We start from the raw sequence: 12,891 nt of genomic DNA on the forward strand, positions 1-12,891 counted from the left end.
GTGAGGGTCGGTACGGGTTTGGCGCGAACTGTGGTGCGCACCTTCGCTGTCACGGCACGTACGGAGGTGACCGCGGCGGACCTTGGGTTCGCTGGTGGGGTGTGGAACCCGCCGGGAGGCTCGTGAGCCGGTATGCGCGCCGACGCGTCAAGGCGAGCGAGGGCGGAAGTCACTTCCCGCCCTCCGCAGGGCTCTATGGGGTCCTTCTCCGACGGCCTCTAGTCCCAGGCCAGGAACCGGCAGGTCGCTGCTTGACAGCAAGCTCCGTCCACCGCGACCATCGCCCGCCGGCTTCAGCAACTCGCCGACCTTCACCAGCAGCGACTGATCACCGCGCTTCAGGCAGGTGAAAGAGCATCTGCAACAGCGTGAACTGCTAGCAGGACGCCCAGCCGCGTAGCGGGCGGTGAACGGTCCGCAGGCATGGTCCAGGGCGCCCCACCGCTGCCAGGATCTCGAAAACCGTCCGAATGGGGTAGGCGGTTGGCCCGTCACCGCAGTTCCTGCCCGTGACAGCCATGCCTTCATCGTGACCCAGACCAGCTGGTCAGCGACCCGGCCGCGGGCTTGCCCAGCGGTGGGTTGTCGAAGCGAGAGCGCTGCCGGGACCTTCTCGGCGGGATGAAACCGGCCGCGACCAGAGCGGATCCAATTGCCGGCAGGGCCGGCGCCGGCGGTCTTTGACAGTGGCGCTTAGCGGGTTTTCCTGGTCGCGCGCTTGCGGGGCGGGGTCAACAGTTCGGCGATCGCCGCGATCGCGGACGGCACCAGGCGGTAGTACGCCCACACCCCGCGCTTCTCGCGCTCGAGCAGACCGGCCTCGGTGAGGATCCGCAGGTGATGACTGACGGTCGGCTGGGAGAGGCCGAGCGGCGCGGTGAGGTCACTGACGGAGGCCTCGCCCTCGGGAGCGGACTGGATCAGGCTGAGCAGTCGCAGCCGGGCCGGGTCGGCGACGGCCTTCAGCACGCCCGCGAGCCGTTCGGCGTCGGCGCGCTTGATCGGCTCACCCGCGAGCGGCGAGACAACAGCGGTTGCAGCGGTTTTCGGGGTTCCCACGTCATGCATCGTTGCACCAACACCATCAATACGCTGGCGGAACCCAGGACTAGGCCCAACGACGGCCCGCGGGTAGGACCCTCCTGCTACCGGCCGCGTCCGTGTCCGGACGGAGGTATGAGCCTCGGCCCGCGTCTCGGTCACCGTCCGGCTCGAATCGGTAATTCGGGAGCAGTGCCGGCAGGGCGTCCGGCGGGATTGGGACGGACCGTCCAACCGGCTTCGGGGCTCGCTGGAACGCGAGGTGTCGCCAGGCGTCCCAGGCCAGCGGGACTGGCATCGTCGGCGGGTTACCGGCCAGAGTTCACCGGTTTGCGGGTGTTCCGGGATGAGGGCGAGGTCGCCGTCGGTGTGCGGAATGCCGGGCCCGGCTAGGACCAGGGTGCGTTCCTGTCCCGCCCGCCCTGACGAGGCAGTCGAGAGTTGGTCGGAAGACCTCGCGACCTGGTGATCGGGGACCGCCACAGGATCGCCGCCCGAGGCGGCCAGCATGTGTGCCAGTGCCGAGGCTGCGGTGGCCTTCGATATCGGGTGCCAGCATCGCCAGCGCGTTGGTTACGCCGAGGTAGACCAGTCGAAGCAGCACGACCCGTCATCCTCGCCCAGTGGTTTTTCAGCGATTCGACCAGCCTGGGCACGTTGATGAGGGCAAGATCTTTGTCGTCGTGGTCAAACCGGCAGTGACCAGGGCGGACGTCATTGTCGGCACCTGCAGGGCTAGCAGGCCCAAAAGGCGGCGCACAGAGCCGACGAGCACGAGATACACGGAGGCACCATGAAGGCAATCGTCGCGATGGATCAGGCCGCGGAAGCAGCCGGAATCACACTCGCGGAGCGGCCTGAGCCGACGCCGGCGATCAACGACGTCGTGGTTGAAGTCCACGCGTCGGGCTTCGTCCCCGCGGAGTGGGAGTGGCCCTCGACGTGGGTCGATCGCTCCGGTCACGATCGCGCCCAGGCGATCATCGGCCACGAGTTCGCCGGAGTGGTCTCCTCCCTCGGCTACGGCACGACGGGACTCTCGTTGGGACAGCGGGTGTTCGGGATCACGGACTGGCACCGCGATGGAACGCTGGCTGAGTACGCGGCCGTGGAGGCACGCAACCTTGCGCCGCTGCCGGGGAACGTCGACTTCACGGTGGGTGCGAGTCTGCCGATCTCCGGCCTGACCGCGTGGCAGGGCCTGTTCCAGCACGGTCGTCTTCAGGCGGGGCAGAGCGTCCTTGCACACGGCGCCGCCGGCGCCGTCGGATCAGTGGTGACGCAGCTCGCCCGGGAGTTCGGCGCCTTCGTCATCGGTACCGGTCGGGCGGCGGACCGCCAGGCGGCGCTCGACTTCGGCGCGAACGAGTTCCTCGACCTCGACCACGAGGATCTCGACGACATCGGCGGGGTCGACCTGGTCTTCGATGTCATCGGCGGTGATATCCAAAGGCGCTCGGCGAGCATCATCCGGCCTGGCGGGACGCTGGTGTCGGTGGTCGGACCTGTTGAGGCTCGCCCTGTCGACGGCTTGGCGGTCGACTTCGTCGTCGAGTCCGTTCCGAGTCAGCTAATGGAGATTGTCGACCGGGTGCGAGACGGGCGCCTTCGCACGCACATCGGAACAGTCGCGACTCTCGACGACGCCATCCCCGCGCTCAACCCGACCGAGCGGCGCAAGGGCAAGACCGTCATTCGCGTGCGCCCCTGAGTGCCCTGGAATAGGCCCACAGCGCCGTCATGCTGACGCCCCACTGACGAGATCGGCACCCCACCCGACGTCGACGACGTCAGTGGGGCCGCGCAGTGCGCCCGCCACAGCCACGGCCGCGTTCGACCCGGACACGGCCACCGCTCCACCTGCGGCTCCGGCGGCCCCATCCAAGAAGATCATGGACACCTCGTCCGAGTATCAGATCAGCTTCTACTGCCGCCCGGTCGCGGTGCACAACGCCCTGACTGCCGGCGGCATCGACGCACGTCCTGAGACGCGACGTCGCCGACAGCCGGCTGTCCGACTCCGGTTGATGGTTGACACGGCGGCCTCGGTTGACGCTTGACATGATCGCTCCGGCCTCGCGTTTAGCGCGCGACTCGCGGCAGATCCGGTTGGCCGTCAGAGTGGTCGCCAGGCTTGACATGGGGGACCGGAATGGCGCAACCAGGGTTCGGCCGCACGGGAGTCGAAATGCGGCGCCAGGCCTACTGGTCAGGCGTTCACCACCCACTGTTGCCCGTCGATGAGTTCGCGAACCGCGTCGAGGTGTCCGGCGTGGCAGGCGGTCTCGGTGATCACATGGAGCAGGACGTCCCGAAGATTGTGCAGGCGCCACTCATTCCCGGGGAAGGGCCACCAGGCCAGGTCGGCATCGGCAGATGAGGCGGCGATGACGGCATCGGCCAGAGAAGCCTCATGGCGATAGCAGTCAAGGACATCGCCGGCCGGCAGTCCCGGGGCTACCTGCCATGGGCTGTCTTGGCTGCCAACCAGGTCGATGACCTCCGGGTCGCCGGCCACAACTGCGCGGAACCACAAACGCTCCACCGACAGCGCGAGGTGCTGCAGCATCCCGAGGCAGCTCCACCCAGAGGGCAGCACGGGGCGCCGCATCGCCTCATCGCTCAGTCCTTCCACGGCACCCAGCACGTGGTCTCGCTGCCTCTGGAGGCACTGCATCAACGCGGTGATCTCGGCGTCGACGGCCACCGTCATTTCTGAACCTCCCTAACACGACACTTCTTCACAGGGCCGAATGCAACCTTGCGGATACGTACCCGCCGACTTTCCGTGACGACTGGCATGCCAGTTATCCGCTTCTGTCGAAGAGCGGATGCCCGATCTTGGCATGTTCCTGTTGATCTCAACCGAAGTTCACCCGGCGACGAGCATCCCGCCTGGCGCCCATCGTTTACGCCATCGCCAGCAGGGCGATGCCCATACCCGCGCTCATCACGCCGTGGCACAGTGCCGACCAGTCCAGCGGACACCCCACCGCGTCCGTCGTCGCCGTGGACAGGCCACCGACGCGCATCCCGCGGCCAACCCACCAGACTCCGGCGAGTACCAGGTAGCCCCCGAGCAGCGCACTGGCCCATCCGGCACACCCGACCGGCGCATGACCCATCCCGGCCATGTCCATACCACTGTGACCGCCGGCGGAGGCGTGCCCCGGTGTCGAGGCACCCATCCACACCATCGTCCCTGTCGCAGTGGCGAAGAAAACCGGAAGGGCGCGACCGCGGGGCGTCCACACCGCCCGCACCGCGAACCACCCAGTCGACATCATGAAAATGACAATCCGGGCCGCTGCCGGGACCGCCGCGCCCCACGGCCAGATCATCGCGATCATCGATAGTCCCATGACCAGGTGCAACATCTCGGAGAGTCGATGCTCCGCCACCGGAGAGAGCCACGCAGCGGGTGGGCGCAGGCACCGGAGCAGGTGAAAGGCGGCCGCCCCTCCGAACGCCACTGTCAGCAGCCATCGGAGGGGGGCAATGTCGATCATCGGCCCCACGAACGGTGGCGGGCCCTCGGGCAGACGCCGAACCTCAGTGGCAGCACTGGTGCGCGCTGCCGGCGGGCTCGGTGGCGCCCAGGTCGTCGTCACGGCCGGTGGCGAGGCGCGACCACTGGGAGGTCGGCCGGCCGTCGAGCCGGAACTGGTCGCCGTCGGTCCGGAAGCGCTGCGGCCAGCCGTCTGGCGAGTCCTCCCAGGTCTCCTGGCGACCGTAGACGGTCATGTCGAGCAGGCCGTACGACGGCGCCATCGCCTCGACGCCCCGCCCGGTGGTCCAGTAGGTCTCGAACACCCGGTCGCCCTGGCGCAGGTAGCACGCCTTCATCCCGAACGCGCGCCCGGCGACGAGGGAGTCGAGCGACTCCGCGGGCACCGAGTACCAGGGCGCCTGCCAGCCCATGAAGTCGCGGTAGCGCGACGACTCCTCGAACGGCCCCTGACAGAAGACCGCGAACGTGACGTCACGCGAGTGCAGGTAGGACAACTCGAGCACCTGCCCGGTGAAGAACGTACATCCCTCGCACTGGTCGGCGGCCGGCCTGCCCGTGTGCCACATGTGGTACGACGCGAACAGCTGAGTCCTCCCCTCGAAGACGTCAAGCAGGGGCACCCGGCCGTCGGCACCGACCAGACGGGTGGCCGGGTCGACCTCGACCATCGGCAACCGCCGGCGGGCCGCGGCGACGGCGTCGCCCTCGCGGGTGTGCGCCTTCTCGCGGAGCCGGAGCTCGTCGAGTTGCTTCTGCCAGGTCTCGCGGTCGGTGATCGGGGGTGTCGCTGGGGTGGTCATGGACTCCTCCTCTGGTCAGTCGCTATGAGGCTAATAGTGACTGCTAGGATCAAGCAAGTATCATTCTTGGACTCGCCAGTGTGACGAACGGGCGGCGCGGTAGCGGACAAGGCGTAGGGAGGTTTTCGGTGCCCACTCAGCGGGGTTATCGCCAGGCGTGCGGCGTTGCTCGCGGCCTCGACATCGTCGGAGAGCGGTGGTCGCTGCTCGTGGTGCGCGAGCTGCTGCTCGGGCCGAAACGGTTCACCGACCTCCAGCAGGCGCTCCCGACCGCCAGCCCGAACGCACTGTCCGACCGGCTGCGCGAGCTGGCCGACGCGGGCGTCGTACGCCGTCGGCAGCTGCCTCCGCCAGGCAATGTGCGGGTCTACGAGCTGACCGCGTGGGGTCGCGGCCTCGAGCCGATCGTGGTCGCGCTGGGCACCTGGGCGCTGGCCGCCCCGCCGACTGCGGAACAGCTTTTCGTGAGCGCAGACAGCGCCATGCTGACCATCCGCACCTACTTCGTGCCGACGCCGGAACAGCCCGAGGTGACGCTCCGGATCGAACTACGCGACCACGGTCCCGCCGGGGTGTTCGGCGTCCGCCTCACGTCGGCCGGCGCCGAGGTCACCCACGAGCCGCCCGAAGAGCCGCACGCCGTCCTGATCACCACGACGGATGCCCTCCTCGCCGTCTTCGGCAGCGACGACCTCGCCGGCCTCGTAGCTGCCGGCGCCGCCATCATCGGTGATCCCGAGGTCGTACGCCGTCTCGTCGCGGCCGTGCGAGTCCCGGGCGCCACAGGTCAAAGCTCAAACGGCACCCCCGGGCCAAGGGGGACGGGCGGATAGCCGCCAGAGGCTGCCCGGAAGGTGACCCAATGCCCCGGGCAGATCCGGCCCGTCCTGTTTGGTCGACACTCCGGCCCGGCGTCGACCAAGGTCCCTACACGCATCTGCCGCCGTCCGTGGGCTACAGAGTGTTTCGGCTTGATCGGGACTGGATTTGCTCTTCCGCGCTTCGGGTCGGCCTGAGCGACGAGGTGGGCACGGTTTTCACCTGGGAGTCGGCTAGTAGTGGCGGGACCGGACATGAGTTGCTGTGTGAGTGGCATTCTCGTGCGTCGCCCGAGCTGCACGGAGGCCACTCCCGCTCACCGTCACAAGCAGCGAGGGCTCGGGCGGCTCAGAGGAGCTCATATTCCCGCAGTAGAGTTTGCCGGTTCGTTGAGCGTCAGAGGTGGGCCCATGTCCTGGCCGGATGTCACGGTGGTTGATGCGTGCGTGCGGCGCGATGGCCGTGGCGGTAGCCCCACGGCCGTCACCGACGACGACCCGGCGGCGACGGACGCGGACCGGCGTGCGGTCGCTGCTGCGGCCGGCACTTCGCACGCGGCGTTCCTCGGCACAGGGCGGACGCCGGACGGTGGCTGGCCGGTCCGGTTTTTCACCGCCACCGCCGAACTGTCCGGCTGCGGCCATGGCACCGTTGCCGCGCAGGCCGTCCGGTTGACCCGCACCGCGCTGGGCGAGCTGAACGACCGCCAACACACCGGCGGGCGCACGTTCGACACCGTCGCGATCCGCCGCCCCGCCGGCATCGAGGTGTGGTTCGACCAGGGCCTCGTCGCGCTGCGTCACCCGGCACCGGACGAGCGCGCCGCGATCGTCGCCGCGCTCGGCCTCACCGCTGACGACCCGCATCCGACCGACGCGCTACGCATCGCCGCGCCCGGCGCACCACGCATGCTGGTACCGGTCCACGACCGGTCGGCGCTGCTCCGAGTCTGCCCACACCTCGGCAGGCTGACAGCGGCGTGCCGGCGGTACGGGCTCCTCGGGTGTTTCGTGTACGTACCGCCGGTGGGCGACCGACCGGGTGCGGCGCGGATGTTCGCGCCGGCGATCGGTGTCGACGAGGACGTCGCCAACGCCAACAGCACCGGCTGCCTGGCCGCCCACCTGCTCGACACGACAGGGGAACAGACGGTCGCGATCGAGGTGGAGCAGGGTGACACCCTCGGTCGACCGTCAAGCGTGCTCGCTTCGGCCCGACGCGGGCCGGCGGGCATTACGACCCGGGTCGGCGGGTTAGCGGTGGTCCGCGACAGGAACCGAGGCGACAACTAGACCGTCGTCTTTTGCCGCCGACCGCGCCCTAACGTGCTGCTGCCGCGGGGAGCTCACGCCGCCCTGAGCCAGCGGGCATGGATCCTCGTAGCGCAGCGAGTCTACGGCGGCGGGGTCGTCGAGGAGGGTCACCAGCAGGGTGCCGTGCCGGCGTCGGCGCGTGCCCGTGCCGCCCGCGACTGCGGGAAGTGGTCAAGTCAGCCAGGGCGTGGCCTAGCGGATCAGGCCACCGGTGGACTCGGGCTGCGGCTCATCGGTGTTGATGAGCGAGGGCGGCCCGGCCGCGATGCCCTCCTCGGGCTCGCGGCTGGACGCACGGGCGTCGGCCAACACGTCGGCAGGGACGTGCTGCTCGAGGAATCGCCGCGCCAGCCGAGTCGACGGGTGCACGCCGATGGTGGCCACCACGATGATGCCGGCGATCACCAGCCAGCCGCTGGCGCCCCAGTTCATCGCGAGGAAGGTGTACACCGCCGGCGCCCATACCTTGCCCAGGGTGCCGCTCAGTTCGGCGGCGCCCTGGTAGGCGCCGCGCTGACGCGGGTCCATCAACTCGGCCTCGAACGACCAGCTGGCGGCCGAGAGGTATAGCTCAGCCCCGGTCACGGTGACGTGACCCAGCCAGACCAGCGAGATCGTGACCCAGCCGACGGTGTCGTGGGTCGCCAGCGTGATCAAACACGAGAGCACGAAGAAGGCGGACGACACCCGAACCGCCTTCAGCGCGGTCGGCACGTCCTCAACGCCGCGGGCCGCCGCCATCGGCAGGAAGATGCACATCACCGTGTTGGTGCCGAACAGAAAGGCCAGCAGCACCCGGGGGGCGTCGGTCTGTTCCACCAGCCACAGCGGAATCACGATGTTGAGTAGCACCTGGTTGGTCCAGAAGACCCCGGTGAAGAACGTCGTGAGGAGCCAGCCGGGGTTGCGCAGCGGTCCGGGCCCGGGGATCTTCGCCTTGCGGTCCTGCGGGGTGCGGTCGTCGTGTGAGGCCCGCGGCAGTCGGCCGATTGCGGCAGCGTTGACGAGGAAGACCACTGTCGTGAACCAGGGCAGCGCGTGGAGGACGTCGTTGGAGTGGAACGCCAGCGCGAAGCCACCCATCAGGGAGCCGAGGGTGAAGCCGAGGTTGAGCGCGGAGTACATGTAGGCGCGTGATTGCACCCGCTCGTTCGGCGGCAGTGCGTCGATCGTGTACGCGCCGTGCGCCGCGTTGCCGAGGGCGCCGATGACCTCCATGCCGACGGCCATGGCGACGTAGCCCTTGAAATCGGTGATGAGCGGCCACACCGCGAACATCGCCGCCTGCCCGGTCGCGCTGACGGCCCACATCTTCTTCGGCCCGAAGCGGTCGACCAGCTTGCCCATCGGCAGTGCGGCCAGGAAGGCGGCGATGCCAGCGAACGTCAGGCCGAGACCGACCTGACCGGCGGACAGCCCGACGATCTTGGTGAAGAACACGGCCGATCCGGTCATGAAGGTGCCCTCACCGAGGGCGAAAAGGAGTGACTGGGCAGCGAGCTGGCCGGCGAGAGGCGACGGGGGGCGCGCTCGGCGGAGGACGGCGGCGATCATCAGCGAGGATTCTGCGGAACCTCACGACAATTGTCGTGCGATTTTCCGGCACGGCGGCGGTCGCGCTACCGTCCGCCCGGCTACGACCACCCACTCAGAAACAGGCCCGGCCGGATGTGAGCCTTCCGTCGACCACGCCGATCATGCCGGACGGCCAAGCCATCGATATGCCACACGTAGAGCGGAGCAACGTCGGCTGTTGGGCGACTGGCGCGACGTCGATGCCGCGCTGGCCGCGACCACGGGCCTCAGCCTGACGTCAGTAGGGCAGCTCACGCCCGAGGTGCCGGGCGTACGCGCGGTGTGCGGCGAGGATGGCCGCCAGCCACCGGGCCATCATCTCGTCGGCCCGCAGCAGCTCCGAGGTCTCCACCTCGAAGGACTCCCGGTCGTAGTGGAACGCGGACGCGACACCCGGCTGCTCGGCGAGTGCCTTCTCGATCAGGTCCTCACGGATGTGGCCCATGCTCGGCTGGACGAGGTGGCCCACCTCGTCGGCGAACCCGAGCCCCCAGTGCAGGCCGCTACCGGTCGACACGTAGACCTGCTCCGTCAGCGCGAGGCGGCTGATCGGATGCTCCTCCCGCGTCTCGTCCGGACCGGCCAGCGCGATCAGCTCGGCCGGGAACGCCTCGAGAACAGCGGCGACCGCGGGAAGGCCGGCCAGCTGGTCGCCGCGGTAACCGACATTGCCCTGGTTCGCGGAGCCGGTCCTCGGCTCGATGCCCGGCACTGCGAAAGGCGAAGAGGTCATTTCTGCGTCCTCACATACGGGGTCCGGGGGTGCGGGCCGGGCACGTGGCCCGGCCCGCACGCTGTGATCAGTCCGCCGGGAAATGGATAGTGTAGGTGATGTTGTTCCTCTTGAGGCAGTTGAACAGATCCTCGGACATGCCGAGGTCGTTCACGTTGGGCTGACCGCTGCCGCTCGCCACGAAGTGCCAGTGGACCTTCTTGACACCCTTGCCCTTCATCTTGTCCTTGTTGGCTTCCTTGATCGTGTCCTGGTTGGCGGGATTCTGGTACCAGGCGTCCTTCTCGCACTGGTCGACCTGCTCCTGGATCCGATCATCGGCGAACGCGAAGCCGGTCTTGACCTCGTGGAAGATCCAGCCCTCGTCGGTTTCTTCGGCGTAGTCGACGTCGCGGCCGCCCTTGAAGTCAGGGTGGTCCGGCTTCTTGACGCCGAAGTCCCGCAAGCCGGGGCGGCCGATGCCCTGCATCATGTCGGCGAAGTTGATCTCGCCGCTCTGCCAGCCGTACGCCCAGTCGACCTTCGGGCCGTTCTCGTGCAGCCCGTCGGGGTCGGTCATCATCTCGTGCAGCCGCTTGAGGTCGGTTCGCTTGCCGTTGAGCAACCGGTCGAAGTTCGCCTTGGAGACCCGGCTGCTGGACGCCGTCGCGACGAAGCCGGCCGGCTCCTCGACCTGCTCGACGATCAGGTAGTTCCAGACCTCGGGCATGATGAGCTCGTAGGTGAGCTCCTTGACCGAGTCCGGGATCTTGTCGTACTTGGCGACGTAACGCGCCGCGCCCATGAGCCGGTGCGCGTACTTGTTGACGAACTTGGCGACCTTGGCCGGGATGGAGACCGCGTCGCCGACGTACGGGATGACGCCGAGGATGCTCAGGCCGGCGCTGACCCATTCGGCGTGGATGAGCGCCGCGACGGTGTCGCGGATGTCAGCGAGACCACCGAGAATCCAGCCGACCACCGGGATGACGCTCAGTCCGCCGCCGCAGAGGTTGCCGGCGAGCCACGCCATCGAGTCCTTCTCAGCGAAGTCACCGGCGAACATCCCCAGCAGAAAGTCGGTGACGTACGTCCACTTGCTGATCTGCTCGTCGAACTGGCCCGGGTGCAGGCCCTGCGACTCGGCGTTGGCGACTTCGTAGTCGTCGCGCAGGCCGTCGTTGTCGGTGTCCTGGAACAGCGCGCTGATCAGGTAGTCGAGCTCGACGCTGTCGGAAAGGCCGTCGCCGTCGGTGTCGGGCTTTGTCGGGTCGGAGCCGTTGTTCTCCTCGGTGAAGTCCGGCACCCCGTCGCCGTCGGTGTCGATGTCGGTGGGCACGGGTTCGATCGGCGGGACGTCGCCCGGCGCCGGAGGGGCACGCGGCTGGTCGGCGACGAGCGGGTTGCTGCCCTGGGCCACCTCGGCGCCGTCAGTGGCTCCGTCGCCGTCGGTGTCCGGGTTGGTGGGTGAGGTGCCCAGGTCCTGCTCTTGCAGGTTGGTGAGGCCATCGCCGTCGACGTCCTCCGCACCGTCGGCGATCGAGTCCTGGTCGGTGTCGACCGCGTTGGGTCGGGTCCAACCCGTCAGTTCGGTGATCTCGAACTTGTCGGTCAGTCCGTCACCGTCGGAGTCGACCAGCAGCGGGCTGGAGCCGAACCGCAGCTCCACCACGTCGACCACGCCGTCGTTGTCGTGGTCGCCGCTGTAGGTGATGCCGAGCCGGGTGAGCACGTTGAAGCCGCTCGACCAGGCGTTCCCGGCCTGAATGGTCGCCGGCTCCGGGTTGGCCTTGGCGAGCATGTCGTCGGATTTGGCCAGGTTGACCTTGGCCGCATCCAGGTCCGCGAACGCCTCGGTCAGCCCCGCCGGGGCGGGCGCGGGCGGCGGACTGGCCCGGAACGGGCCGATCGTCGCCTCAGCGTCCTGGATCGCCGCGTCAGCCAACAGTCGGACCCCGGTGAGGGTCTCCACCAACGCCCTGACGTGCGCCTGCTCGGCCTCGCCGCTGGGCGGGCTCGCACCATTCATCCGGCCCTTGAGGAACGCCTCAAGGTGCTCCAGGTTGTCGAACGCGACCTCACCATCGGCGGCGCTCTTCAAGCGGGCGCCGTCGAAATACCGGCTGCCGACATCCGCCAGTACCGTGTCGATCCGGCTGTCGCCCAACCCGGCACCGACAAACGGGCGCAAGGCCTGCGTAGCCTCCGTGACGTAAACCTTCGCGTCACGCGTGTACTTGGCGGTGGGGATCTTCGCGACCTCCACCTCCCACAGGCGGCCCGACCCTGCCGACGCCGGGGCGGCAACGAGCGCCACCTGCGCGGCAACCAGGGCCGCAACCACCGCGGCAAGTCTGGACCGCCATCGTCTTTTGTGTCTCACTGACACCTCCGTCTATCCGTTAACCAATCAAGATCCTTAAGTATATTTACCAGGATGAGTGTCCGAAGTACCCACAGGAACTACTGGTCTAAAATGGACAGACCCGTGCGGGACTGACCGATTCACGCTGGCGCTTCGAAGATTTGTTCCAAACCGGCAAGGGCCAGCCGCGATCCGTCAGACGGTTCTGATCCCCGGTTGTCCTTTTCGGCCTGAGCGCTTCATCCCTCGTCGTCGACACGGGCGTCGGCTTGCTGCTCCTCGGCTACGCGATGATGGCGCTGTTCCGAATGAGGGTGTAGCCCCGCTGACCTGCTCGGTGCACGGCGCGAACCTGGCCAGCCCGGCCGCCCAGGGTGGCGTTGCGTCGCCCCAGTCGCTTACCAGCCGGCCTCGCCTGATGGGCACCCCCGAGCGGGGATCCGCCGCGAGAGCGGCGAACTCGGCCTCACCGGCCCGGCTCCACCGGGTGGCCGGGTCGTCCGGACCGGTGATCGTCGGTCCGCACATGGCGCCGGCCACCGCCGAGGTGGTCCACTCGACCGGATCGGCGGTCCGGACCAGCACCGCCAGGCCGGCCTCCGCCAGGCAGACGGCGGTGGTGAGGCCGATGACGCCGCCACCGACGACGACGGCGTCGGGGCGGGCCGTACGTTGCGTCAGATCTGCGCCCCTCCGACAGTGCAGCACAGCGGGAAACCGTGTGCAGCGCACGCGCCGATGAGGCGTACGGGACC

The 12,891-nt window shown here is 68.5% G+C and carries 11 protein-coding genes; 3 read left to right on the top strand and 8 right to left on the bottom strand.

Going from position 1 to position 12,891, the window contains the following annotated elements:
* Positions 1 to 693 precede the first annotated feature (693 nt).
* Entirely contained in the window at positions 694 to 1,068 is a 375-nt protein-coding gene (locus GCE86_RS09415) for an ArsR/SmtB family transcription factor (protein ID WP_154226583.1), read from the bottom strand.
* A gap of 766 nt (positions 1,069 to 1,834) precedes the next feature.
* On the opposite strand from GCE86_RS09415, the gene GCE86_RS09420 reads away from it, so the two are divergent.
* On the top strand, positions 1,835 to 2,752 hold the full coding sequence (locus GCE86_RS09420) for an NADP-dependent oxidoreductase (protein ID WP_154226584.1): 918 nt from the start codon (positions 1,835 to 1,837) through the stop codon (positions 2,750 to 2,752).
* Between the two features lie 498 nt (positions 2,753 to 3,250).
* On the opposite strand, the gene GCE86_RS09425 is transcribed toward GCE86_RS09420, so the two are convergent.
* The 3 genes from GCE86_RS09425 to GCE86_RS09435 form a co-directional block, all read right to left on the bottom strand.
* Positions 3,251 to 3,754 (bottom strand): DinB family protein, encoded by a 504-nt coding sequence (locus tag GCE86_RS09425; RefSeq protein ID WP_154226585.1) that lies wholly within the window; start codon positions 3,752 to 3,754, stop codon positions 3,251 to 3,253.
* Between the two features lie 196 nt (positions 3,755 to 3,950).
* Positions 3,951 to 4,418 (bottom strand): DUF5134 domain-containing protein, encoded by a 468-nt coding sequence (locus GCE86_RS09430; RefSeq protein ID WP_163636771.1) that lies wholly within the window; start codon positions 4,416 to 4,418, stop codon positions 3,951 to 3,953.
* A gap of 175 nt (positions 4,419 to 4,593) precedes the next feature.
* Entirely contained in the window at positions 4,594 to 5,352 is a 759-nt protein-coding gene (locus GCE86_RS09435) for a DUF899 family protein (RefSeq protein ID WP_154226587.1), read from the bottom strand.
* Between the two features lie 209 nt (positions 5,353 to 5,561).
* Between GCE86_RS09435 and GCE86_RS09440 the strand changes: the two genes are divergently transcribed.
* Positions 5,562 to 6,185: a winged helix-turn-helix transcriptional regulator gene (locus GCE86_RS09440; protein WP_204342164.1), complete on the top strand. Its 624-nt coding sequence runs from the start codon at positions 5,562 to 5,564 to the stop codon at positions 6,183 to 6,185.
* Between the two features lie 396 nt (positions 6,186 to 6,581).
* A complete protein-coding gene (locus tag GCE86_RS09445; RefSeq protein ID WP_154226589.1) occupies positions 6,582 to 7,463 on the top strand; it encodes a PhzF family phenazine biosynthesis protein in 882 nt (293 codons plus the stop codon).
* A gap of 213 nt (positions 7,464 to 7,676) precedes the next feature.
* On the opposite strand, the gene GCE86_RS09450 is transcribed toward GCE86_RS09445, so the two are convergent.
* The 4 genes from GCE86_RS09450 to GCE86_RS09465 form a co-directional block, all read right to left on the bottom strand.
* Complete coding sequence (locus tag GCE86_RS09450; RefSeq protein ID WP_239542665.1) at positions 7,677 to 9,038, bottom strand: MFS transporter; 1,362 nt, start codon at positions 9,036 to 9,038, stop codon at positions 7,677 to 7,679.
* Between the two features lie 259 nt (positions 9,039 to 9,297).
* Positions 9,298 to 9,792 carry a hypothetical protein gene (locus GCE86_RS09455; RefSeq protein WP_154226591.1) on the bottom strand — a complete coding sequence of 165 codons (495 nt, stop codon included), beginning with the start codon at positions 9,790 to 9,792 and terminating at the stop codon, positions 9,298 to 9,300.
* A 67-nt stretch (positions 9,793 to 9,859) separates the two neighbouring features.
* A complete protein-coding gene (locus GCE86_RS09460; protein WP_167537039.1) occupies positions 9,860 to 12,160 on the bottom strand; it encodes a hypothetical protein in 2,301 nt (766 codons plus the stop codon).
* Between the two features lie 171 nt (positions 12,161 to 12,331).
* Positions 12,332 to 12,868, bottom strand: coding sequence for an FAD-dependent oxidoreductase (locus GCE86_RS09465; protein WP_341874577.1), 537 nt, complete (start codon positions 12,866 to 12,868; stop codon positions 12,332 to 12,334).
* Between the last annotated feature and the right edge of the window lie 23 nt (positions 12,869 to 12,891).

The sequence above is a fragment of the Micromonospora terminaliae genome, from assembly GCF_009671205.1.
Taxonomy (GTDB): Bacteria; Actinomycetota; Actinomycetes; order Mycobacteriales; family Micromonosporaceae; genus Micromonospora; species Micromonospora terminaliae.